The 22088-nt window shown below is 59.0% G+C and carries 23 protein-coding genes and 1 pseudogene; 16 read left to right on the forward strand and 8 right to left on the reverse strand.

What is annotated here, in order from left to right:
* The first annotated feature begins 189 nt into the window (after window positions 1-189).
* Genes NKI63_RS26000 through NKI63_RS26010 form a run of 3 tightly spaced genes read left to right on the forward strand, consistent with a single transcriptional unit; the run spans window position 190 to window position 1296 of the window.
* Complete coding sequence (locus NKI63_RS26000; protein ID WP_352823883.1) at window positions 190-477, forward strand: hypothetical protein; 288 nt, start codon at window positions 190-192, stop codon at window positions 475-477.
* On the forward strand, window positions 474-1142 hold the full coding sequence (locus tag NKI63_RS26005) for a hypothetical protein (protein WP_352823884.1): 669 nt from the start codon (window positions 474-476) through the stop codon (window positions 1140-1142). The genes NKI63_RS26000 and NKI63_RS26005 overlap by 4 nt, the downstream gene beginning before the upstream one ends.
* 7 nt (window positions 1143-1149) lie before the next feature.
* Window positions 1150-1296 carry a phospholipase D-like domain-containing protein gene (locus NKI63_RS26010; protein ID WP_352823885.1) on the forward strand — a complete coding sequence of 49 codons (147 nt, stop codon included), beginning with the start codon at window positions 1150-1152 and terminating at the stop codon, window positions 1294-1296.
* 35 nt (window positions 1297-1331) lie between these two features.
* Here the strand turns inward: NKI63_RS26010 and NKI63_RS26015 are convergent, their stop codons facing one another.
* A complete protein-coding gene (locus tag NKI63_RS26015) occupies window positions 1332-2705 on the reverse strand; it encodes a GTP pyrophosphokinase (RefSeq protein WP_352823886.1) in 1374 nt (457 codons plus the stop codon).
* A gap of 363 nt (window positions 2706-3068) precedes the next feature.
* Here NKI63_RS26015 and NKI63_RS26020 point away from each other — a divergent pair, with 363 nt between their 5' ends.
* Window positions 3069-3260, forward strand: a complete 192-nt coding sequence (locus tag NKI63_RS26020; RefSeq protein ID WP_352823887.1) for a hypothetical protein — start codon at window positions 3069-3071, stop codon at window positions 3258-3260.
* On the opposite strand, the gene NKI63_RS26025 is transcribed toward NKI63_RS26020, so the two are convergent.
* From NKI63_RS26025 to NKI63_RS26035, 3 genes are all read right to left on the reverse strand, one after another.
* Window positions 3240-4010, reverse strand: a complete 771-nt coding sequence (locus NKI63_RS26025; protein ID WP_352823888.1) for a hypothetical protein — start codon at window positions 4008-4010, stop codon at window positions 3240-3242. The two genes, NKI63_RS26020 and NKI63_RS26025, sit on opposite strands and share 21 nt — an antisense overlap.
* Window positions 4011-4645: 635 nt before the next feature.
* On the reverse strand, window positions 4646-7159 hold the full coding sequence (locus tag NKI63_RS26030; RefSeq protein ID WP_352823889.1) for a P-loop NTPase family protein: 2514 nt from the start codon (window positions 7157-7159) through the stop codon (window positions 4646-4648).
* 102 nt (window positions 7160-7261) lie between these two features.
* Window positions 7262-8740 (reverse strand): serine/threonine-protein kinase, encoded by a 1479-nt coding sequence (locus NKI63_RS26035; RefSeq protein WP_352823890.1) that lies wholly within the window; start codon window positions 8738-8740, stop codon window positions 7262-7264.
* Window positions 8741-9176: 436 nt separating this feature from the next.
* On the opposite strand from NKI63_RS26035, the gene NKI63_RS26040 reads away from it, so the two are divergent.
* Window positions 9177-9458: a hypothetical protein gene (locus NKI63_RS26040; protein ID WP_352502694.1), complete on the forward strand. Its 282-nt coding sequence runs from the start codon at window positions 9177-9179 to the stop codon at window positions 9456-9458.
* A 7-nt stretch (window positions 9459-9465) separates the two neighbouring features.
* Here the strand turns inward: NKI63_RS26040 and NKI63_RS26045 are convergent, their stop codons facing one another.
* Complete coding sequence (locus tag NKI63_RS26045) at window positions 9466-9717, reverse strand: DUF6074 family protein (RefSeq protein WP_352457909.1); 252 nt, start codon at window positions 9715-9717, stop codon at window positions 9466-9468.
* A gap of 75 nt (window positions 9718-9792) precedes the next feature.
* On the opposite strand from NKI63_RS26045, the pseudogene NKI63_RS26050 reads away from it, so the two are divergent.
* Window positions 9793-9991, forward strand: a pseudogene (locus NKI63_RS26050) (transposase); the annotation flags it as partial.
* Window positions 9992-10192: 201 nt separating this feature from the next.
* Here NKI63_RS26050 and NKI63_RS26055 read toward each other — a convergent pair.
* Window positions 10193-10525 (reverse strand): hypothetical protein, encoded by a 333-nt coding sequence (locus tag NKI63_RS26055; protein WP_352823891.1) that lies wholly within the window; start codon window positions 10523-10525, stop codon window positions 10193-10195.
* 110 nt (window positions 10526-10635) lie between these two features.
* On the opposite strand from NKI63_RS26055, the gene NKI63_RS26060 reads away from it, so the two are divergent.
* From NKI63_RS26060 to NKI63_RS26090, 7 genes are all read left to right on the forward strand, one after another.
* Entirely contained in the window at window positions 10636-10833 is a 198-nt protein-coding gene (locus NKI63_RS26060; protein WP_352823892.1) for a hypothetical protein, read from the forward strand.
* A 663-nt stretch (window positions 10834-11496) separates the two neighbouring features.
* A complete protein-coding gene (locus tag NKI63_RS26065; protein WP_352823893.1) occupies window positions 11497-11724 on the forward strand; it encodes a hypothetical protein in 228 nt (75 codons plus the stop codon).
* A 354-nt stretch (window positions 11725-12078) separates the two neighbouring features.
* Window positions 12079-12333, forward strand: coding sequence for a DUF982 domain-containing protein (locus NKI63_RS26070; protein ID WP_352492321.1), 255 nt, complete (start codon window positions 12079-12081; stop codon window positions 12331-12333).
* Between the two features lie 479 nt (window positions 12334-12812).
* Window positions 12813-13058: a DUF982 domain-containing protein gene (locus tag NKI63_RS26075; RefSeq protein WP_352823894.1), complete on the forward strand. Its 246-nt coding sequence runs from the start codon at window positions 12813-12815 to the stop codon at window positions 13056-13058.
* 8 nt (window positions 13059-13066) lie between these two features.
* Window positions 13067-13306 carry a DUF982 domain-containing protein gene (locus NKI63_RS26080; protein WP_352473716.1) on the forward strand — a complete coding sequence of 80 codons (240 nt, stop codon included), beginning with the start codon at window positions 13067-13069 and terminating at the stop codon, window positions 13304-13306.
* A gap of 521 nt (window positions 13307-13827) precedes the next feature.
* The gene (gene ligD, locus NKI63_RS26085) at window positions 13828-15726 is read left to right on the forward strand and encodes a DNA ligase D (protein WP_352823895.1); all 1899 of its coding nucleotides are present in this window, start codon (window positions 13828-13830) and stop codon (window positions 15724-15726) included.
* Window positions 15727-15833: 107 nt separating this feature from the next.
* Window positions 15834-17495, forward strand: coding sequence for a DNA polymerase/3'-5' exonuclease PolX (locus tag NKI63_RS26090; protein ID WP_352823896.1), 1662 nt, complete (start codon window positions 15834-15836; stop codon window positions 17493-17495).
* 21 nt (window positions 17496-17516) lie between these two features.
* Here NKI63_RS26090 and NKI63_RS26095 read toward each other — a convergent pair whose 3' ends face one another.
* Complete coding sequence (locus NKI63_RS26095) at window positions 17517-18155, reverse strand: hypothetical protein (RefSeq protein ID WP_352823897.1); 639 nt, start codon at window positions 18153-18155, stop codon at window positions 17517-17519.
* Window positions 18156-18528: 373 nt separating this feature from the next.
* Here NKI63_RS26095 and NKI63_RS26100 point away from each other — a divergent pair, with 373 nt between their 5' ends.
* The 3 genes from NKI63_RS26100 to NKI63_RS26110 all read left to right on the forward strand — a co-directional run bounded on the left by NKI63_RS26100 (window position 18529) and on the right by NKI63_RS26110 (window position 21676).
* Window positions 18529-18843 carry an alpha/beta fold hydrolase gene (locus tag NKI63_RS26100; protein WP_352823898.1) on the forward strand — a complete coding sequence of 105 codons (315 nt, stop codon included), beginning with the start codon at window positions 18529-18531 and terminating at the stop codon, window positions 18841-18843.
* A gap of 1166 nt (window positions 18844-20009) precedes the next feature.
* On the forward strand, window positions 20010-20879 hold the full coding sequence (locus NKI63_RS26105; protein WP_352823899.1) for an MBL fold metallo-hydrolase: 870 nt from the start codon (window positions 20010-20012) through the stop codon (window positions 20877-20879).
* 206 nt (window positions 20880-21085) lie between these two features.
* Window positions 21086-21676 (forward strand): YidB family protein, encoded by a 591-nt coding sequence (locus NKI63_RS26110; RefSeq protein WP_352823900.1) that lies wholly within the window; start codon window positions 21086-21088, stop codon window positions 21674-21676.
* An 83-nt stretch (window positions 21677-21759) separates the two neighbouring features.
* Here NKI63_RS26110 and NKI63_RS26115 read toward each other — a convergent pair whose 3' ends face one another.
* On the reverse strand, window positions 21760-22086 hold the full coding sequence (locus NKI63_RS26115; RefSeq protein WP_352457919.1) for a hypothetical protein: 327 nt from the start codon (window positions 22084-22086) through the stop codon (window positions 21760-21762).
* Between the last annotated feature and the right edge of the window lie 2 nt (window positions 22087-22088).

Raw genomic sequence — 22088 nt, forward strand, 5'->3', positions numbered from 1 at the left:
AGGGCCCTGGCCGCCTGAGCACCGTCATGTGTCCGCCGCTCCGCTAAACACGGGGGCTGCGCGGCGGACACGCCGACGTCACCGCGATGCCACGCCATTTTGCAGAACTTGACGCACACAACTTCGACGCGACGACCCGCCGCCTTCGGCGCCGCCCGATCGGAACCCGATCCGCTCGAGCCACCGACCATGTCGCGATCGCGCGTCCAGATCGCCGGCTCCTACGCGCCCGGCGTGCTCATGACATGGGAGGGCGGCAAGGGGATCTGCCGCTCGGCCTCGCTGGCCAACGAGGCGAAGGACCTGAAGCCGACAACCATCGCGCTGATCTTCGAGAACCTGCGCGATTCCGTCACGAACTGGCGTGACCGCGCGATCAAGGCGCTACCCGACGCCCTACCCGAACTCGTCCTCGACTGCCGTTCCGCGATTCCAAGACCGGCGAAGCGCGGGTCGAGCGCACCCATTTCCAGATGACCAGCCCGGACAAGGTCGGCTACGTCCCCTATCCGCTGCTCTACCGATGCGGCATCTGCGGATCCACCCGCGAGTTCGGAAGCCGCAACTACGCCGAGGCATTCCTGAAGCGCGCGCTGGACCCGCGCACGCTGCGGTGCGGATCGGGCAGCCTTTGCGATGCCCGCGGCGGCGCCTGCCGGGCCTGCGTGATGGTGTCGGAGGTCAGCTGCATCGCATTGAACCTGCTCCTGTCGCGAGCCGTGCTGAAGGGCGGAAAAGGACCCGAGTGGGAACCGAAATCTGCCCCGAACCTGATCGGCTTCTTCGATTCCTCGCTCGGCGAAATCCTCTTTTCGCCCAAGGCGACTGCTAGGCTGGTCGTGACCATGCCGCCGGAACCTAGCCGCCGAGCCGATGCGCTCGCCGCCGACGTCGCCAGCGAGTATGTCTCGCTTACGCGCACCACGGACGCGTTCAGGCATCTGGCCAGCCTCGCGCGCGAGCGGTTCAGCATCATGATCCCATTTATCGATAGCGTCGGCGCCGAATGGCTGCCTAGCTGTTCGAGGCGACTAAGGCGGCCGAGCGCCGCTCGTGTTGCGCGACGCGTCCCAACTTCTGAGCTGCGGGGCCGGAGGGCCGCGTGTCGAGGCCAGCGCGACACGGATCATCGACTATGGTGACGCGAACTTGGCCAACGAAACCTTCCACGCGAAGATCGTGCTGGCCGACGGCGTCGCAGCCTATGTCGGATCGGCGAATCTGCTGAAGCGGTCGACGTCGACAATCCTCGAATGCGGGATGCTCGTCGAGGGAAGGTGCTGCTGGACGCGGTGACCACGATCGCCGACGCCGATTCGGCTGGCGACGGTTTAGGCCTGCTGGTTCGCATTGTCCGCGCGCCATTCGTCGAAGGTCTCGCGCGCGACATTGGTCAGCATGCCCGCGAAGGCCGCCGGGTTCGCCGCGTAGAGCGCGTGGCGTATCTCGGTGAACGCGTTGAACTTCTCACCGCGCCCGCTGTCGAGGAACCATGCCTTGTATTGCCGTACGAGCCCTATCGTCGAACGCAGGTAGAAGTTGAACTTCCCGCGGCTGATCCCGGGATCGCGCTCGACGATGTCGGCGGTGAAACCGTCGACCTTTTTGGCCTCAAATTCGACACCGGGGAAGAAGTGGCGCGCGATGCGGAGAAGCCTAAAGGCATCCAGCGGCGCGTATTGTCTCCGCTCGATGTCGGCATCGACCGCAGGCCCCGGCGCCTCGACCCCCTGCGCGATCTCCTGGGCCTCGGCTTCGGCGTCCGGCTCGGCTTCCGCCTTCACGATCTGAAGCTCGGTCTCCTCGCGCACCTGCCGGAATTCGCGATCGGCCAGCTCGAACAGCGCAGCGAGGGTGTTGATGCGGCGCTTCAGCGCGGCGGGGATCGACTTCTTGTATTTGATCTTGTGGTCGAGCGTGCTCCAGGAATCCTGGACGACGGTGCGTATCTGCAGCTCGAAGCTGTATGGCGCGAACAGAGCATAATCTGGCATCGCGGCACGCACCCCGTCCAGCCGCAGGTCGAGGTGGAGCCCCTTGTAGCCGAACGCGTTCTCGGTGCCCTCGATCTCGGCCGTCTTGTCCGTTACGTCGATTACGTCGAGGTGCTCGCGGATGAGCTGGCCGATCGGCTCGATCTCGTCCTCGTAGAGACAGACGAGCCGAAGCCCGATCAGGTCGGTGATGTGGTCCTTGATCTCATAGGGCGTGCCGCTCTCCTCCAGGTCGCCCTGATACTTCCGCATGAACTTCTTGATCGATTCCTCGCGGTCCTTGATGCGTCCGCTCGCGCCCGCCACGTCTAGCTCAGCGTGCGCGAGGAGCGAGCCGAGCAAGGTCAGGAACGCCTCCTTCGCCTGATCGAGACGCTGGGCGTTGTCGTTGTAGTATTCACGGAAAGTGGCCTTCTCGGCTTCGAAGTCTAGCGACGGCATCTTAGAAATCCCTCTGCTCGCATCAAAGCACGCAGCTATTTCTAGGCAAGCGATTTCTGGCGGTTCGAACCGGCTTGGACCGATCGCACGCGCCACACGCTGTGCAGATCGTCTGCGCGGGATGGGGCGGAGCCGGAGGTGATGTGGGCGTCGCGACCCATGTGGTTGGTTTTGGCGGTTGATCGCGCTTGCCACCACGTCCGATTGGTGGACTGCGCCCCATCGGCACCGTGCCTGCGCTCCGAACGCCACTTCAATGGTCGCACCCATCGCAGCAGCCACTCCAGCGGCGGCACCGCGAAGGCGATGGCCACTCGACAGACCGTCGAACTATGTCTTCTACTGACGACACCGCTAGTTCGCGGCGACACCTGCAAACAGCACGAAAGTCCCTGTTGCAGACCTCCCGCTTGGTGCCAAAGCGATCCTGAATCAATGACCGGTTTCAGGACAAGCAGTGTGTCGGCTGAACGTCTGACATTATGCGCGTTCCGCCTGGCAGCTTTGAGGCCGGTTCCAGCTGTCCGCTTCAGGCACCGAGGGTGGGATAGCTGCCATTCGTCGCGACGCACATAGAACGCCTGCTTCCGGCCCAAGAATGACAACGGAAAATCACTGCCTCTTTGGATGCAGATGGACGTGGCGCATTCTCATCCGGAAAACAAGGATGGTCTTTCGTTCGCCGCCCACCGCGCGTCAGTTCTTGACCCCCACTCGAGCGCGCAGCGTCGCCGTGACATGATCCTCGCGCGGTTCAACGAAATCGATAGCGTCACCATTCCTCGATTGAAGGCTGATCGTCTTTCAGTTCTCGCCACCTACTAGGACGCGAGTGACAAGCTCGGCGACTTGACTGGCCTGCTGAACAGTCGCCGGATCGAGTTTGAAATCGTCATCAAGCAGTGTGCGGACGTCCCATAGAGGGACGGTCCCATCGTCGACGGGGCTGCGTCGCATCGCTCCCGTAAGGATACCTCCATCGATCGCACAGGACAGCGAAGACATTTTCAAGAAACTCAACCGATGGTCAGGACGCGCAAGATCGGCAGCAACTGTCGCGATATGCAGAGCAGCTAACCCAGCCTCGGGGGTACTCCATTGCTCAGAACGCTCGCGTAGGCGCCCGATGGTGTGATCTGAAAGGTAAACAGATGGGGCAACGTCAAAAGCGTCGCGCTTGCCCCGATTTGTGGTGAAGGTGGCGCATAGTGCAGTTACTCCGCTTTCGTGCTCCAACCCTTGAAGCGGATGGCTGCCGTGCACCAGCATGCGCAGATCGAATATCGTTGCCTGCCGGTTGCCTTCCAAAAATAGCGCGATGCGAAAGCCACGATCAGAGGGAGGGAGGCGCTCCAGACGCGTAGCAGCGGCATCAAGAAGCTTTGCCCGTCGCGGCGGCGATCTTTCATCCATGAACGCATGACGCAACGCGACTTGCGCATCGCGCCACGTCGTCGCCTTGCCGCAAGGATCGAGCGCAGGCGCGCCTATCCTCTCTCGTCGAGCAATCTCGGAGGCGAGATTTTTCGCGTAGATGCGCGCTTCCGTACCAAGTTTGCCAGGCGACTGTCTCATGACGAGCATCCATAGCGCATTCCCACCATTTGGGTATAGGCGAGCGGATTTTGGCTCGGCGGGATCGAGAGGCGACACTGCGGAGCGGGGCGGATAGCGCGCACGTCGCGCGAATAAAAACAGAGCGCCCCGTCGCTGGGACGCCCTCATGTCGGCCTTCGTTGAAGCGAGTAGCCATGGGGAGTTCCTCTCGTTGAAGGAACTTCATCGTCTGATAGCGGCCTTTACCTGCTCACGGACGATGATTTACCGCAGCCCCACAACTAGGCGACCCTCCCGCGGAGCGGGTTTGTACATGAGGCGCCTTGCGCCCGGCAGCCTTGGGGCCGATAACGGACCGGCAGCTTACAGGATGATGATGTCCAGCCGCGGCCTGCTCGAGTCGGCATTTCGGTGAAACACGGTGACCTGATGCGTCCTGGCCCGTTTGCTTAATGCTTGGCCACGAGGCTAGCGCTCAGCGCGAGAGAACAACCTGCACACGGGTGGTGTCGCAGGTTGAATCCCTTATCAAACTTAACAGCCCGGAGGCGGGGCAAGAACCACACTCGTTTCCCACCTGGTGTAAAGACATTTTAGCTTGGCAAGAGATTCTTAGACGGCTTTAGCGTTTGGCTTCAGCTTGATGAATCATTTCAAGCTCCGCCAGGCCGACCTTTATAGCCGAGGCGCGGAGCAGCCTTGGTGCCCGTGCGGAGCCCTTCCATTTGGGCATGCGCATAAGTAATCGACGCAATGATTTGCCGGCCGCCAAATCCAGCCTCTTCGTAGAATGGATGCCGGCGACAACGCCGCTGAAATTCGAAGGAAAAATATTCCTTAAGGTGGTTGAGGACCCTCACTTTGGACCCCATCGACATCTCTTGTTGTTGCTGCTCAGCCCCCGACCAAATCGACCCAATAGCGTCGGCTGTATCGCGCGATGCGAGCTTCAGGTTGGTCGTCACGCCGACCAGGTATTCATCGCGGCGTAACAACATACGCCCGTGCGCAAACCCCGAGGCATGAACCCGAACGGCATCGTCGTCCTTCAGGTCCGTAATCATGTGGCTTTCCGGTTCAACAAGCCCTTTCTCGACCAAAATCATCAAGGCCTTGTACGAGTCTTGCTCATCATAACCGAGACGGCCCATTTCACTTACCATCCTGCGGACAGTGGCATAACCCTCCTGTTGGAAATCAAGTCGAAACTTCCGATTACGGATGAGGTATTCGAGGATGTCACAGGTCAGCAGATTGCTGGGCCTTACGTGGGTTTCATCTGCGCTGAGGATGTCGTGAATGTATTTCGAACCGCCGTTGAAATACTGGTAGCGACCGCGCATCAGTGCCCGAATGATATGCCGGTCGGGGATGCGGAATGATGTTCCCAAGATCGCCGCGCCAGTGATTTGGTTCGTTGGCACGTGAGGGGAGATGATTATGTCGCCAAACATGCCCAATGCCCGCCGCACATCCTTTGCGACGAGGGCTTCCAAAGCAGGTGCAACCTGGATTTCGTGGTTATCGAAAAGCGAGAGGTAAATCGCCATCAGGAATTCACCAAGCCGCGATGCAGGGTAGCGAACCCGATTCCCGTTGGAGAGGTAATATTCCTGATGCTTCTCGACCTCGCTAGGTAGCGTCTCCAGCACCAGCTCCATGCGCTTCTTGATTACCTGGGCGAAGCGCGGAGGGCGAATATAGAAATTGATGGCGTTGATGAACGCATTCAGCGGCGGTTCGTCTTTGTGGGCTTCGAAGGTCGAATCCCTGAGATTTATGAGGACAAGCCCCTTGGTGACATCTTTGAACCATTGGGATGCCTCAAATATCTTCAATTCCTGGTCGCGCGAACGCTTATCCACGTTGTCGAAGACGATGACCATTCCCAGCTGCTTTTCACCTGAGAAGTGGCGCGAGATGCACTCCGCAAACTTCACCGGGTCGGCCATCAGCGCTTCGAGAAGTGAGGTCCGCCGACGTGCATAGTCCGCCGGGTCTGCGGTTTGCAGTAGCTTCGCCGGGCCGCGCTCAAACTTCGCCAACTCGCTTGAAAAAATACGTTCGACCTGCTCCAGATCGTAGATGTCGACCCCATTAACTTCCGCGAACGAAGCGAGGAATTTCTCAGCTATAAACGTGGTGAGATGGTCCAAATCTGGAGGAATATTGTTGAAGTTTATGAATGCCCATACCGTCTTGCTGGAAAGCTCCCTTGTCATCAGGTGGCGGTAATACCGGCGAATAAAGGTGCTTTTACCGGCCCCGACATTCCCTACAATCAGCTGCACGCGGCTAAAGAACATCGGATTACCGGCGAATTTTTTGACCTCTGTCGTTAGGCCGGTGGCGGCGGTGCGGGTTATCTCTAGGGTCTTTAGCTGGTTGCCTGTGATGCTAGAGGTGCGGTCCTTTAGGAACGTCTCCAGTAGCCCTTCATAGCCGGTGATTTCATCCGACGTGACGTAGGCGCGGTCGATAACGTCGTCCGACGTGTCATCCGTGTTATTGAAGTACTTAGTCAGGACGGGAAAGAGTGGGTTGGCGAACTCATTGACGCCCAGCTGTTGACGGAGCTTCGCTTGCCCTCCCAGCGCCGTTGACACTGGCCAGAACCGACGCCCTTGGAAATGCGGCGCCAGAGACGCAGCGCGCGTTTCTAATGCGTGCTTGCCTATCGCTCCCACAATAGCGTCAAAGACCGCCGTGCCAGGCTGGACATCCGCCGCCTGTGCCAGAAGCACATTTGTCTCGCTATCCCATTCGCAAAGGCCAATCTGCTCGCCATTACTCGCTAGCACGTAACCGATTGGATTGACTTCAGGCGGGTACCGCCGATTGATTTCTCCGGCATATAGCCGGGCTTCCCTCAACCCGACCTCAATCTTCACGTCCAGTGCTTTGGCTTCGACAATGGCCAGTGGCAGGCCGCTCAGCCAGACGGAATAGTCGGGAATATAGCCATACCGCTTCCCGGCGGCCTTATCGATTTCGGTGGGCGACATGTATTCCTTCGTCCGAAGCCAGGCCGAAGGAATGTTGAGATATGTGGGACTTGCCAGAAAGGGATAGAGGAGTTTTTGCTCAACATCGCTCTCGGTTCGAAGCTCGTTGGCTGCGTACCGGGGGTTTGCTGGCTTCGGCTTCTGTTGGAGCCGGGCTATCATTGCGCCCTCATAGAGTTAGAACGTCAACTTACGAGAAGATTGCTGATTCGGTCAGTGTTCTCTCCCGGATTGCGCAGATATTTTCCGCCTCAAAGACCGGGGCTATTTGAAGAATTCCGGTGACAACGGCAGGCTGCTCGGCGGTCTAAGCTTCTTTTGCGCAGCTTTAGCAAAGAGGTGGACCCATCTATCTTGGAAATTGTCTTCGTCTTCGGCGTCGATTTTCAATGGGCCATGAGCAAGCTGCCATCCGCTGACCACGTTGGAGAGCGCGAGCTGAAACTCTTTATCGCGGGGACTGAGGGCAACCGGAGCCTCACTCATCGGTGCACGGCTGTTCCAGGTCCAAAATGACATTTCGTGCCAGCGGTAATCTGTTTCCTTCGGCGCTCGGGCGTAAACCAGGGAGACAGCAAATGTGTACACCGCAGGGTCATATTGCGAAATTAGGTCTTGAGCCGCTTGTAGGGTCAGCTTCGAAAACGCGGCAATATCCCATCCGTTGTCATACGGTGATGCGCTCGGCATTACAGGCTCACTGTCACCCGTGATGAGCTGAGCTGGTCCAAGTTGCACTAACCTCGTCTCGCGTCTGACGGTGGGTGAGGCATGAACGATTTCATCGAACAACCGCTGCAATATCCGGTTTAGCTCGGAGATGGCCTCTTTGCTAAGGGCAGCCCGTTCGCGCTTCGTGGCCTCTGCCGTTTGACGAACAGCCTCCTCAGCGGCTTCCGCCTCGGCAATAGCACTTCCTGCCTTTGCCAACGCATGACCCGATGACCTCAACGGCTTCTCGGTGACGCTCGCCAACACGGTTGCACAACGGTCAAGAGAGGGCCGAGAGGCCGGGCTTTTCCTAAGCATCGTTTGCACGAGGCCGTTGATGCGCGGGTCAACCCCCTTGAGTTCGGCCGGCATGTCGTTGAGATGCGCTTTCCGAATTGCGTCAAAGTCGCCTTGGAATGGAGGGCGTCCGGTCACCATACCGTAGATGATGCAGCCCAAGGCATAGACATCAGTGGCTGTTGTGGGCCGTTCGCCACGCCATTGCTCTGGAGCCCCATAGGGCGGCGTGAGCGAATCTCGCAGCGTGTCGAGTGAGGTGGCATCTTCAACAAACTTCGCAATGCCGAAATCCGCGACCTTCCAGCGACCTTCATGCCAAAGGACATTGGCCGGTTTGAGGTCCCGATGAACGATATCGCTTACCTCTCTCAGCCCGTTAATGATGTCGAGCGCGGCTGTTTTAGTCTCCTCCCAGGTCAGCACTCCGGCATCCCGAATACGGTCCTGAAGGCTATATTCGCAAAGCGGCATGACCAAGAAATATCGGTCGGTATCGGCGTCCTGCCCTTGGTCGAGCACAGGCACGACATTGACGAGTGTCCGACTGCCCAGCGATTTGCCGATATTCAGCTCGCGGTGAGCCGCAGCGCCAGCGGAAAGCTTCAGTCGCTTAATGGCAACGTCACCGTTCGGGCCGGAGCCGTTGAAGACCTCGCCAAATCCACCCCCAGCACCCAACGGCTGGTTTTCGTGTAGCGTCCAAACGCCGTTGTCCAGCTTTATAGTGCCCACCGCGACCTCGCTCCCAAGACGAAAGGGCGAATCTTACTACGCGAAGTGAGTCGCACAAAGAAAAACACCGACGCGAGGCCGGAGTTCTGTGCATAATGTCGTTATGTCTGCCTTTCGGCGTGAAGGGAATATGAATCTCGAACACCGAAAGGTCTTTCGGTTTGGGAAGTTGCCAATATGCTAACCAGTTGAAATTCGTCTCCCTAGCTGTTCGGCAAGCGGGCGACCTGTCGCGGTATAGGTACAATTGCCCAGCTGCATTGGCTTGCATCGTGCTCAGGACGTCGAGAAGAAGCTACACGACATATGTCCGCTTCCAGGAAGTGCTCGACATGCCTGAATGTCCGACATGAGGCGCAAAGCCGACGTTGAGTTAGCAAGTTCAGGCCCAACGGATGTTCATGATATGTGCTTCGAACGTCGCATATAAGGCAGTGTGGAACTCAACGGCGGCTCATTGGTTTTGCGGGTTCAGCTCGTGGAAAAGGTCCGTCGGCCTTCCGTGAATGCCGGTTTCCGCATCGCCTACCTCGATTTCGTCGATGACCGCCGGACAGGCGAGGCGGAGCCGTATCTCGCCCGAGAGCACATTCGCGCGCATGATTTCGACGAACGCGCCTATCTTTTCATCCGCAGTGAGAAACCTGCGTTTGACGGATGCAGTGGTGCTACGCTTGTGGAGCCCGGGGCGTCTCTATGCGGCAATCCTTCATCGTGAGCCGATGCTATTGTGCAAGTTTCGCAGCACTGCGGGTGGCGATATCGCCCAAGACAGCATGAAGAAGCGTTCCAACTTCCTGTTCGGCGACCCCGGGTGCAATTCCTGATTCGGACAGTTGAACGAGAATTGCCTTGGCGGTGTTGCGCCAGAAGGCGTTCGCGTCCTTCCCGTTCTTGGATTCCAGGACCCGGGCGATCCCTTCGACCAACTTCCGCCGCCGATGCAGCGGAAACGCGCTTATGTTTGAATCACACATCGATCACCTCACCCCTTCAGTCGCGCGAATAAGCATTGGCGGGTGAGAAAATTTGGTTAACAGCGCTTTTGGACAATGGTCAGCAATGGAATAAAGCGTCTACCCAACAAGCCAAGAGGTGTGCCACGTGTTGATGATCGGCGCGTGCTGAACGGCCATCTTCTGGGTGCTGCGCTCCGGTGCTCCATGGCGCGACCTGCCTCAGCGCTATGGCCCGCGCACCACCTGTTGCAACCGCTTCGTCCGATGGCGAAAAGCAGGTGTGTGGCTGCGCAGTAACGAGTCTACGGCCTAAGGTTTGCGGAGCCTCACGCCGGCGCGGCTGCCGTTCTCCGGGATGAACTCGACGCCGGCGGCCTAGAGGGCGATGCGCAAGGCAGCAACGGTTCGCTCTTGTGTGGAGCCCTGTCGGGCCGCGACATCTACTTAATGTCTATTTTAGACAGTCGCCGCGACCATAACTTTTGATAACAGGTCAGGGTCGCGGGATGCCGAGCCGCTTGAAATACCGGGTTACGTCCGGATGCTCGCGATCGTCCCGCCTCAACCGCGCAAGCGCGTCATCATCGCCGGCGAGCGCCATAGCCAAACCGGGAGCGCTTATTCTCCACGGAGCACCGGGCATTGTCTGGTTGTGAAGACGGTGCTTGATCACCAGCCGCCTGAGTGTGTCTTCGCTTACGTTGTAGTCGTGCCTGAACAGATCAATGGCCCTCTGGACCGTGATCGCCTCTGCCCGTGGGATGTAGAGCGGCCGAAGCCGTTCGCCTGTTGCCGGCGCTGTTTTGACAGGGCGCGCATTGGTCATTCGGCCCATCGCGCTTTTCTGCGGCCCGCCGTTTCGCCCGACATCAGGGAACGATATCGGCCCCCATGTATTAGAAACTGATGGACACTATGGAACCCCACGGCCACGGGATGGCGGCCGATCTTTTGACATCGGAAGTTGCCAATGCCAGGCAGCGCATCCACCGGACCGAGCTCGCGATTCAACGCACTGAAGAAATGCTGGCGGAAAATCTCGCGCTGTGCAGCAGGATACGAACCGCGGTCGAGGCCGCAGACCGCTTGATGAAGATCGATCCCCCCAGCTTTGAACGACGTCGCGCGGGTTGAACTGGGCCGGCGTTTCATTCGCCTTGCGGCACCCTGCCGCAAGAGCCTGCCCTGTTGGCATCACAGCGTGAGCAAACATTGGACAGAAGCATTTCAACGGTCGCTATGTGCAACACCGACGCTAGATCGACACGATCTTCTGTTCAAACAGCGGGGATTAATGCTCGGCGGATCGAAGGGGGCACGGGGGTCTTCGCGCGAGCCAGTTAGCCGATCTCCCGCTCAGAAATTTCAGCCAAAATATTCCGACCTCCTGATGGAACCCGTTCGTTGCGGGCGAGTTACGGCTCATTGGGGACGGACTTCCCGAACATGACAACGAGCAACAAAGCAGACCATCAGTCTGTCTCCGGAGCGTTTCGGAAACTGATCCGTTCCGAAGGCTATCGTCATCACGTACAAACGTTCTTAAATCTGGAGGTCGAACCAGAACTGCCGCCAACCCTACAGTCATTACTTGCGGCTATTGATCGGGCCAAACAGGGGCCGACGGAAGAAGTCCCTTAGCGGGCTGGCTGAGCGTCAGGTCAAAGAGTATAGAGGCTCGCTTCGTGGCTTGTCCCCCTGATTCCCACTCAGAAGTTATCAAACATTCTTCTTGATTTTTCTCGACAGAGGGTCATGAATGTTCCCTTGGGTTCTCGCTGAGGTGGGAGGCCTTGTATGAACGTTTGGACGAACTGCCGACCCGACAAAGTGACTGCCGAACACCTTGTTTACGAGCTGATCCTACAAGTCCGTCGCGGCCAAATCATCTCCGTCAAAGAGACTATTGCAGCGGTGCGCCGAGACGGGCCACATCTGGCGGAAACTGACTGCGAGCTGGTGGAGCTTATTGTCAATGTTGCCCCAGCCTTTGGCCTGTTCGTCGGGTTCGATCTTCGCGAATAACCGCCTCCTCAACAGGGCGGACCGTGGCGACACGGTCTCGATCAAAGCGGCACTACGCGAAGCTCGGGAGACTGCGCCTTATTTGGTGGCCTCCAACGAAGAACTAACCGAGGCGATCGTCGAGGCAGCAACTGCCATGGGCCTCTGCGTGGCTATCGACGGTCGCGAGTAGCTGTCAGCCAACTTCAGCCGCTGTGGCATCGCAACGGAAGCGCGCCGTCCTGCGCCATTTCAATAGTCAGAGGTAATCCGTAATTACCTTCGCAACCTGCTCACTCTGCCTGTAGAACGGGAACTGGGCTGAGCAAAAGTATTTGCTGGAGGAACTTGATCGGGCCGACAAAGAGTGACCGCATGGCTCTCCACTGGTTCAACCCTCCGGTCCCGGTCAAGACCGAGCGTCCCGGGATCATCCGCAGCGTAAACAACGCCGAAGCAGCCGGCGAGGAGCTGATGAAGTGGACCAAGCGTGGCCCTTGGTGGGACCTCGCGGTGCGTGTTTGCATGGCCGTGATTTTCGACGAGATGGAAGCTGAGGAGGCCCGCAAGGCATTCCTGGCTGCTGCAAAAGAGGAGGGGACATTACTCCCCCCAATGACAACCAGCTAAATTGGATTGCGGTGTAAGGTTCTAGGTGTCTCAGACCAACACCGCCTTCGCGAAAGGAGCCCGCCGCCAAGCATGGAGATGAGAGGCGACGGACCCCCCCACAGCGGCTGCACATCCACGAAGTAATCCCGCTGCCGCCTCTAAACCCGCGAGGGCCTACATCGTTCCCTTAGCTGCAGCTAAAGCGGGGTTGGTCGGCGGGCTCTTGCCGCTCTAAGTTCCCTCTTATGGGTCCCCTCTGATTCGCTCCCCCGGTCTACGTGAAGACGAAACGTCCGGGCATTCGCAATGGGGTCAGCCACGTCGAGGGAGCCGCCGAGGAACTCCTGGCATGGGACACAAAGGGCCCGAGGTGGACGAAGGCGGTCCAATCCTGCATCGACGCGTTCGAGGGCAGGATGTCCCCCATGAGGTGCGTGAAGCTTTGAGGCGGCTGCCAAGGAGGCCAACGTGTATCTCTCCCCTGAGTAGGAGGTATCATGGCGCCCATCTGGTTCGTCGCTCCGGTGTTCGTGAAGACTGAAACCGGTGTCAGGCATGGCTGCAACAATGCGAAGGAAGCCCTTGAGCAGCTCAAGATGTGGACCCGGCGAGGGCCTCGCTGGCATAAGGCGGTGACCCTCTGCCTGTCAGCCTTGGAGGGCGATTCGATTGACCCCCACATAATACGAAAGGCCTTTGAGGCTGCCGCTAAGGAGGCCAACGTGTATCTCTCCCCTGAGTAGGAGTTGTCGTGGCAACCCATTGGTTCTCCCCTCCGGTGTACGTCAAGACCGACCGACCTGGGGTCACCTACGGGTGCAACAACGTCGAGGGTGCCGCCGAGGAACTCATGAAGTGGACCAAGATGGGACCTAAGTGGAGGAAGGCTGTGCAACTGTGCGCCGACGCCCTTCAGGACCGTGTGACTCCGGAAGAGGTCCGTCAGGCTTTCGAGGCTGCTGCCAAGGAGGAGAGGGTGCTGCGTGAGTAGCAGGCCGGTGCCCATGGCTATGTTGGGAAGGACCCGTTAGGCTGTCTAATGCTGACCAAGTCCGCGCTGCTCGAAATAGACCCACTCTGGTCGGCGCATTTATGGCCATTTTGCACTTCTTGAAACTGGCATCGGAGCTGCTCTGGGCGAGGTAGTTGGCGTCAATGGGGCACGTCGAGTAATCATCAATTGAAACATGGGTTTCGACGAGAAGATCAAAACCGTACGCACAGGGGACCGGAACCGGAATGTCAGGCTTCTAAAGCCGATGGCAGAAACCGGAACGCTGTGGCGGCATTTGAGGGCCCGTTCCTGCTCTTGATTATTGCCTGTGAGCTGTGTGCGAAAATCGGGAATGGAAGGGCCGGAGGCAGGAAGCACGGCCTCAGGCCGAGGCGCTAATCATGCGGGTCGGCAATGATCGCGAAAAGCTCAACACGGCCGGCAGCGAAACTAAAGAAGTAGTCGCGCGTTGGACGGCGGATAACGCTGTTTCGTCTCTGAGTATGGTTTAGGTCAGAGTGGTCAAGCCAACGTCGCGTAAGGCAATCAATGGGTCGAGCGCTATTCAAGCGAAGTCGCCCGCTCGTGACGAGGTCACTTTAGCGCCGCCCGCTTTCCGGCCGGTCCAGCTCGCGACGCTCGTGGACACGGTCCCTGCCGGCGATCGTTGGATCCATGAAATGAAATACGACGGTTATCGTATTCTCGTTGCCGTCGGCGGAGGCGAGGCGCGAGCCTACACACGATCTGGTCTGGACTGGTCTAGCCGTTTTCCCTCGGTCCTCTCCGAGGCTCGCAAGCTCAAGGTGCGCTCCGCCCTGATTGACGGCGAGGCCGTGGTTGTCGATGCGGAAGGAAGATCTAACTTCCAAGCGCTTCAAAATGCATTGAAGGGTGCCCCGGCGACTATCGACTTTTATGCGTTCGATCTGCTGCAGCTCGACGGCGAAGATCTGACAAGGCTTCCTCTTGTTGAGCGCAAGGCGAAGCTGGAGGCGATCTTGCCTGCGAAAAATCCGGTGCTTCGTTACTCCGACCATATTCTCGGCCGCGGAGAAGAGCTGCTCGATCGCTTCTGCGCAGCCGGACTTGAGGGCGTCGTCTCAAAGCTCGCGGATTCGAGTTATGTGGCGGCCCGCGGCGCAAGCTGGCTGAAGATCAAATGCATCAGGCGGCAGGAATTTGTGATTGTCGGCTGGACGCCGTCCGACAAGATCCGCGCGTTTCGGTCCTTGATCCTTGGCATTCATGACGGCGGCAAGCTGCGTTACGCCGGGAAAGTCGGCACCGGCTTCGATACCGCTGAACTTCTTCGTCTCTTGAAGATCATGGCGCCGTTTGAGCAGAAGGCCGCCACCGTCGACGCACCACGCGCCGAAGTGCGCGGCGCACACTGGCTCCGTCCGAAACTGGTCGCTGAGATTGCCTTCACCGAAATGACAAATGAAGGGACATTACGACATCCGAGCTATCTTGGTCTCCGCGAAGACAAGAAGCCGGAGGCGGTCGTGCTCGAGACGGAACGTCATGCAGCCGATCTCGCCGCGTCTGCGACAACCACCATCGCGATAAGTAACCGTGACCGCGTCATCTATCCGGAGTCCAACATCACCAAGGGACAGCTCGCCGACCATTACGCAGCGGTCGCGGCGATCATGCTTCCTTGGGTTGGCAGCCGGCCGATCAGTCTGGTTCGATGCCCACAGGGCCGCGCGAAGAAGTGCTTCTTCCAGAAACACGACGCCGGCAGCTTTGGCGACAAAGTCCACCACGTCGGCATCACAGAGAAAGACGGGCACGAGGAACCATATCTCTATGTCGACGATGCCGACGGACTGATGACTTGCGTCCAGATGGGAACGATCGAGCTGCACGGATGGGGGGCTCGGATCGAGGATGTCGAAAAGGCCGACCGCCTCGTGTTCGACCTCGACCCCGATGAAGGCCTCGATTTTGAGGCCGTCCGCGCCGCTGCCTTTCAGTTCCGCGCTATCCTTAAATCGCTGGGACTTACGACTTTTCCGATGCTGACGGGAGGCAAAGGAGTGCACGTCATCGCGCCGCTCACCCCTGGCGCCGAGTGGCCACAGGTTAAGGACTTCGCGTCTCGCCTGGCGCAGGCGGTCGCCCGGAGCGATCCGGCCCATTTCACGGCCGTGTTGTCAAAGGCGCGCCGCAAGGGTCGCATCTTTGTGGACTATCTACGCAATCAGCGCGGGGCGACCGCGATCATGCCTTACAGCGCGAGATCACGTCCGGGCGCTCCTGTCGCGGCACCGATCACGTGGGCGGAGATGAAGACAATAGACGCGCCCTCTCATTTCCACGTGGGCGATGCTCTTGAATTAAAGAAACGCGCAGCCTCCAAAGCTCTGGCGGGATGGGGTCGCGCTGACCAATCCTTGCCCAATCTGTAGCGTCCGACGCGGGAAGAGGCAGTAAAGCCGGGATTTAAAGGGCAACGCGGCGCTCGTGATCTTGCCTGATTGGAACCTGCGGAGATCGGCCTCGTTGGGCTGAAGCCATGGCAAAAATCAATCCGAGGACCGTCGCCAGTCTTTTGAAGGAATACGCACAACGGGCGTCCATGCGCGGCGACAATCCCTATCGCATAAAGGCATACTTGCGCGCGGCAGACAGTCTGACGGCGCTGTCGCAGCCGCTTGATCGGATCATCGCCGCCGGCGCCCTCACCAAGATCCCGGGGATCGGTGACGCGATCGCAGACATCGTGACCAAGCTTTACCAAACCGGCACGCACCCAAGCCTTGAGAAGCTGCGCGAGGATGTTCCAGCGGGCGTGATGGAGCTGTTTGCCATACCCGGGCTTCGTCCCGATAAGATACTGAAGCTTCATCAGGCGCTCGGCGTGAACTCGTTGGCGGAGCTCGAGGCCGCAGCGAGAGAAGACCGCATCCGCCCAGTCAAAGGCCTCGGCGCCGCGCTTCAGACAAAGCTGCTGCAGAACTTGGCCATCGTGCGAAGCGGCGAAACGCAACTTCACCTGCACAAGGCCGCCGCTCTTCTGGAACATGCGGTCATATCGGTGAAGCAAGAGCATCCAGAGTTTTCGCGCGTCGAAATTGCAGGCGACTTCCGGCGCGGTTGCGAGCTCGTTTCCGACTTCGTTCTGGTAGCGCAGGGCTTAAAGTCGACTGGTATCGAGGATACGACCCTCAGGCTTGTTGTCACGGACAGCAAGCACTTTGGCGCGAGCCTGCTCGAAGCAACCGGTTCGGCAGACCACCTTGAGCAACTGAAGAGGTTCGCGGCCGACAAGGGATTCACCCTAGACGCCGACGGGCTTCATCGCGGGAGAAAGCTGATCGCGTCAGCGACAGAAGAAGAAATCTACCAAGCTCTAGACTTGCAGTTTATCGAGCCTGAATTGCGCGAAGGCAGGGACGAGATTGAGCGAGCGGCAAAGCAGAAGCTCCCCGCCCTCATTCGGGATGAAGATCTGCATGGCATCCTGCATTCTCACACGACCGCATCCGATGGCACCGAAACGCTTGAGGCAATGGCTGAAGCCACGCGTAGGCGCGGTTTCGAATACTATGGTGTCGCCGATCATTCGCAGTCCGCTCATTACGCAGGCGGCCTTTCGTTGCAGGAGATTGCTGAACAGCACCGCGAAGCTGACCGGCTGAACAAGGCATATAGTGGAAAATTTCGCATATTGAAGGGCATCGAGGCGGACATCCTGGCAGATGGCTCGCTCGATTACCCGAATGATATCTTGGAGCAGTTCGATTTCGTCGTCGCGAGCGTGCACAGCCGCTTCAAGTTGCCCAAGAAGGAACAGACGGAGCGTATCATTGAGGCGATCGGAAATCCCCGGACGACAGTCATCGGGCACATGACCGGTCGCCAGCTGTTGCGCCGGCCCGGTTATGATCTCGACGTCGACAAAGTCCTCAAAGCGTGTGCGAAACACGGCGTCGCTGTCGAAATCAACGCACATCCGTGGCGACTCGACCTGGACTGGCGCTGGCATCAAAAGGCACTCGATCAGGGCTGCATATTCAGCATCAGTCCGGACGCTCATTCGATCCGCGAGCTCGATCACATGCATTGGGGTGTCGAGATGGCGCGCAAGGGCGGTGTCCCTGCGAAGCGGGTCCTGAACGCGATGCGTTTGACGGCCCTCCTTGCGCATCTCGCACGGCGCAGGCAAACGTTTTAACCTGCCTGTGCGCCCGGCCTATCAGCGCAGGAGTCCGTCCTTCTCAAAATCTTCCCAGCCGCGCAAATTGGAGTGCGAGTTCTCATCGTGGCCGTAGCCAGTTGAAGCTGCAGTTTCGCGACCGCTTCTGTGAGCGCGTTTCATAGCGGCCCTCCCCGCGGCTCGCCGCCTATTCTCTGCAGCTGTCGCTGCGTCCTGTTCGCGCCAGACCGTTACCAGGTCGCGGTCAAGCACATCCTCCACGTGCTGCGGGTCGAACACGTGAAAGGTGATGTTTCTTGCCCGCCCGCGGAGTTTCACCGTTTTCGTCCCGGCGCTCTGCAAGCGACCATCTTTCAACCAGCGGTGCCGTTCGGCCGTCGAGATCGTCAGAATGTCCTCGATTTCACGGGGGATTACGGGCAGTTCTTCGATATTCTGCAGTGCTTTGGATACGATCCCGAATACCACCTGCACATCATTCTCGGCGCCCTCAGACAGGCGCAGGGTAAGCACGCGGGACTCGATATTGAGCGATTTCCTGAACTCCGTTGGGAGGCGGGCGCGTATTTCCAGAAAAATGCCCCTCGCTCTCACGGACGATCCAAACGTTGCAGCCGGGGTTAAGGGCCACTCTCGAATCAGCTTCGCTGTTGCATTGATTTTTCGGCGCGTGGACATGCCCCTTTATATAGGTCACTGATTTTCGGCAGCGACGAGCCGATCGCAAACCCAACAGAGTTCTAATCCGCCAGCGGTCTGAACCACGATGGCCAAAGGCGCAACCACGATTGTTAGCGGGGCCGCTTGCAACTTCGGCTAACAGGAAACGGCAGAGTTGATCTCGAAGTGCGATATCAGGCGCGTCGCCGCCTGGCGGCTTTTTGGGGGCCGTTTGCTGTCCGTCCGGTTATTGCCGAGGGACCAGTTAAAGCCGCCGTTCGGCTCACGACCTCTTCGCGGAATACAAGGCAAGTTCAGATCCCGCGGAAGCCGACATTGAACTGCCTCTCCGTTTACACGTTTGGCAAATGTTGCGAATGGAGGGAGTTGCATGTTTGAAGGTTTCTCGCTGGAGCAGATCAAACTTCCGGAAGCGACGCTCAGAGTGCGGGTTGGTGGAAGGGGCCACCGCTTCCTGATGCTGCACGGTCATCCTCGCACCCATGCCACTTGGCATCGCGTGGCGCCGATTTTGGCTGAGGAATACACCGTAATTTGCCCTGGTCTTCGGTGCTCGCCCTTGCGGTGTGTCGCAACACAATCAGCGCGTCCGGTTTGCCGTGAACAGATCTTGCTGATGCACCGGTTCGTCCGCGACGGGCTGACGGAGGCGGCGTGTGCCATTCGGGTGGATGGCCGAAAATAACCCCACCTCTGCATGACGCGAATTGTCCCAGCCCGGGTAGGCCGTTATCGGGTACAGGCAAATACCCTCGAATCGATGCTCCGACACCCATAGCGGCACGCACCTCGTCGCGGCATACATAGTGGAGCCAAGCCGGCCCGCCGGATCCCTCTGAGCCGGTCTGGGCAATGAACATCGGCTTACCGTACCGATGAGCAACCTCGAGCAACATTTCCGACAAAGCGCGGTACTCATGGTGTCCCATCGATATCGTCGGCCCGTTTATTTGCCATTGATTGTGCGGCTAGAAATTCAGGCCCACGACATCGACAACATCTTCGCTCCCGCCCAACTCAGGTTCGACGCGGCCCAGCAACATGTCGTAAGCTTCGAACTGCCCCTGACGGGCGTTTTCGGCCCGACCCCGTTCGCTGCGGGTCCGGTCACGAGGAGCGATTTGGATAAGGGGCTCGGCCCAGACAAATCTGCAGGCGGGGTCGATCTCCCGCATTGCACGAACACCCGCGATGGCAGCCTTCACGAGATGCCGCTTGAACCATCCACGTTTGTTCGGCCCCACGCGGGAAATAGCCGACCTCAACAGCCCATGCGAAAAAGGAGATCTAGTCGATGGGACACAACAGAGGCGGTGTTCCGGCGATCGAACGCTGTACGCTCACGGCTTCTGCCGCGAACGAGGCATAGGCATCGATGAAATGCAGCGATCGCTGATCGACATGGTCTGGAGATCCGCAATGGAAGATGTCCCAGATAACCTGGACACCTGCCGATCGGGCCGCCTCGACCATTGGCGCCCAACTTGACCAGTCATAGGCGAAGCTTGCGGAACCGGAGCCTCCACCTGGTGCTCGTCCATACGCCCCACTTCGCTCATTCGAAGTCTTCTTTCAGCAGTCGGCTTCGAACTCGGCCGCCTTGTTAGGACCGGGAACCGCGTTGGCGAAATACCGCATCCAATGGGGCGCGCGCCATCTTCGTTGCTCAGTGCAGCTCGTCCTGGCGCGACCGGGTAATGCCGAACCGATTTGGTCGAGCCTTTGTTCCTGTGGTGGACTGTCCGGAGCTGGGTGGCGAAGGAGGAACAAGGAGGGCCGTGCCAAGTTCGGGGCGATGTACCACCGCCGCCGATCGGCGGCTGCTCAGCAACAAAAGAGGCACGGGATCACATGACCGTTCAGATTCGACTTTCCGAGATCGACCACGCTAGGCGCGAGGATCGTGGCGACGGCGCTTGGAGCATCGCACCGGACTTGGGTTACTTGCGGCTAGCCATCGTCAATGTCGTGTTCTTCGGCGCACCCGGCAGCGGAAATCGGAACTGGGTGCTGATCGATACGGGGTTGCCGACGTCCCGCAGCAGCATTCTTGCGGTCGCGGAAAGGCGGTTTGGCACGAACGCACGGCCGGCCGCGATCATCCTGACCCACGGCCATTTCGACCATGTGGGAACGGTTCTAGACCTCGCAAATAAATGGGACGTGCCTGTCTTCGCGCATCCACTCGAGCGCCCCTATTTGGACGGAACCGCATCCTATCCGCCACCCGATCCCTGGGTCGGGGGTGGACTGATGGCACTGCTGTCGCCGCTTTTTCCACGCGGGCCAATTGACCTTGGCAACCGTTTGGAACTCTTACCTGCCGACGGATCGATCCCCGGAATGCCCGGATGGCGATGGTTACACACACCCGGGCACGCCCCTGGGCATATCTCGCTCTGGCGCGAGAAGGACCGTTCGCTGATCGTAGGGGACGCTTTCATCACCACCGGTCAGGAGTCAGTCTATGAAGTCGCCGTCCAGGGTCTCGAGATGCACGGTCCGCCGCGCTACTTCACGCCGGACTGGGATGCGGCGGAAAGATCCGTGAAGCACTTGGCTGCCCTGAACCCGCAGATAGTCATCAGTGGACACGGTGCGGCTGCTGCGGGAGTGGGAATGCGTCACGCTCTTGACAGCCTGGCTGAGCGGTTCAGGGTGTTCGCCGTCCCGCCGAAATTGAAATTTGTGCGCGAGCCGGCGGCAGTCCAAGATGGCTGAGACTAACCGAGCCGCCGTCGTTCTGAATATGGTCAAGTTGCGCAGACTCCACCTCTCGAGCCGGTAGAGTTACCGTCCGATCGCGCCCCATCGTCACAAACTCTGACAAGCGGAACAAACCCGAGAAGCGCCGGTTAGGTCGTTCGATCGGCGCAGGGCGACTGCGGCCAAGCGCCCCGAAGTTCTGCGTCAGGAGAAGACGTCAGATGGAAAACGAGTACCCCGAAGGACGCGTCCTCTCCGCCGGTGAGCCGACCGGCAAGAAGTTGTTCGAGCACACACGCGTCGGCATCCGCCAAGACTTGGCTTCTTTCGCTCATCGGCCAAACCGTGGAGGAGACCAAATGGCAAATCTGGGAAGATTGGCGATCGCGATGCTTGGCGTTCTGGCATACCAAAATCGCGACAAGCTCTGTGAATTGATTCCGGGAGCGGGGTATCTTAACCCAAACGACCCGCAACGCAGAATTCTGGCTCAGATAACGAATGGCGTGTCGAGGGCTGACCTTGGTGAGATCCTCGACCGGTTCAGGGAGGTGGGGGCAGGATCGAAGGTCGACTCGTGGGTTGGCAGCGGGCCAAACCAACCGATCGAGCCAAGGGACGTCGAAGCGGCAATGGACGAAGGTACACTCACGTCCATTTCGATGCAGACGGGCCTTTCGCGCGAGGAGCTAATCAGAAGGATTGCGCGGGATCTACCCGAGGCAGTCAACGAGATGACGCCGAATGGTGAATGGCCGCCTGAGCCGAGACAAGGCTTGGATGAGTCGACCCTGCTCGACAATGTATCCTAGGAGACACAGCCAGGAATGCAGCCGGCCAAGGCGAGATCCGGGGTGGCAACTCTACACTCGGGGACGCTCCTGCGCGATCGCCTTCATCCGCTCGGGAACCAAGGATCTGGTTCGAGCGCGCCGAACGCGCAACTGGCCGCCATCCTGAAAATGCGGCACCGCTGCATCGCGGCGCCCTCGCGCTCGCGTATATCGGTGAGCGGAAGAAGGGCGCGTTCCTGGCTGGCCAGAGCGCTGGCGATCGATCCGGACGACTTCGTGACGCAGTACAACGCCGCTTGCATGTATTCCGTGCTCGGGGAAGTGGAGCAGCGGTGCGGTACCTGGAAAGAGCCGTCGGAGGAAGCATGAGTCAGAACGTATTGGAACGAATCCGTCACGAAGTCGATTTCGACGCCATTCGCGATCACCC

The organism is Mesorhizobium sp. M0410, from assembly GCF_040321435.1.
Lineage (GTDB): Bacteria > Pseudomonadota > Alphaproteobacteria > Rhizobiales > Rhizobiaceae > Mesorhizobium.

Excerpts from the sequence above, each read along its gene's own strand:
- NKI63_RS26000 (WP_352823883.1), top strand. The coding sequence starts at position 190 with ATGTCGCGATCGCGCGTCCAGATCGCCGGCTCCTACGCGCCCGGCGTG.
- NKI63_RS26005 (WP_352823884.1), top strand. The coding sequence starts at position 474 with ATGACCAGCCCGGACAAGGTCGGCTACGTCCCCTATCCGCTGCTCTAC.
- NKI63_RS26015 (WP_352823886.1), bottom strand. The coding sequence starts at position 2,705 with ATGGGTGCGACCATTGAAGTGGCGTTCGGAGCGCAGGCACGGTGCCGA.
- NKI63_RS26020 (WP_352823887.1), top strand. The coding sequence starts at position 3,069 with ATGGACGTGGCGCATTCTCATCCGGAAAACAAGGATGGTCTTTCGTTC.
- NKI63_RS26025 (WP_352823888.1), bottom strand. The coding sequence starts at position 4,010 with ATGAGACAGTCGCCTGGCAAACTTGGTACGGAAGCGCGCATCTACGCG.
- NKI63_RS26030 (WP_352823889.1), bottom strand. The coding sequence starts at position 7,159 with ATGATAGCCCGGCTCCAACAGAAGCCGAAGCCAGCAAACCCCCGGTAC.
- NKI63_RS26045 (WP_352457909.1), bottom strand. The coding sequence starts at position 9,717 with ATGTGTGATTCAAACATAAGCGCGTTTCCGCTGCATCGGCGGCGGAAG.
- NKI63_RS26055 (WP_352823891.1), bottom strand. The coding sequence starts at position 10,525 with ATGACCAATGCGCGCCCTGTCAAAACAGCGCCGGCAACAGGCGAACGG.
- NKI63_RS26060 (WP_352823892.1), top strand. The coding sequence starts at position 10,636 with ATGGCGGCCGATCTTTTGACATCGGAAGTTGCCAATGCCAGGCAGCGC.
- NKI63_RS26065 (WP_352823893.1), top strand. The coding sequence starts at position 11,497 with ATGAACGTTTGGACGAACTGCCGACCCGACAAAGTGACTGCCGAACAC.
- NKI63_RS26070 (WP_352492321.1), top strand. The coding sequence starts at position 12,079 with ATGGCTCTCCACTGGTTCAACCCTCCGGTCCCGGTCAAGACCGAGCGT.
- NKI63_RS26075 (WP_352823894.1), top strand. The coding sequence starts at position 12,813 with ATGGCGCCCATCTGGTTCGTCGCTCCGGTGTTCGTGAAGACTGAAACC.
- NKI63_RS26090 (WP_352823896.1), top strand. The coding sequence starts at position 15,834 with ATGGCAAAAATCAATCCGAGGACCGTCGCCAGTCTTTTGAAGGAATAC.
- NKI63_RS26095 (WP_352823897.1), bottom strand. The coding sequence starts at position 18,155 with ATGTCCACGCGCCGAAAAATCAATGCAACAGCGAAGCTGATTCGAGAG.
- NKI63_RS26100 (WP_352823898.1), top strand. The coding sequence starts at position 18,529 with ATGTTTGAAGGTTTCTCGCTGGAGCAGATCAAACTTCCGGAAGCGACG.
- NKI63_RS26105 (WP_352823899.1), top strand. The coding sequence starts at position 20,010 with ATGACCGTTCAGATTCGACTTTCCGAGATCGACCACGCTAGGCGCGAG.
- NKI63_RS26110 (WP_352823900.1), top strand. The coding sequence starts at position 21,086 with ATGGAAAACGAGTACCCCGAAGGACGCGTCCTCTCCGCCGGTGAGCCG.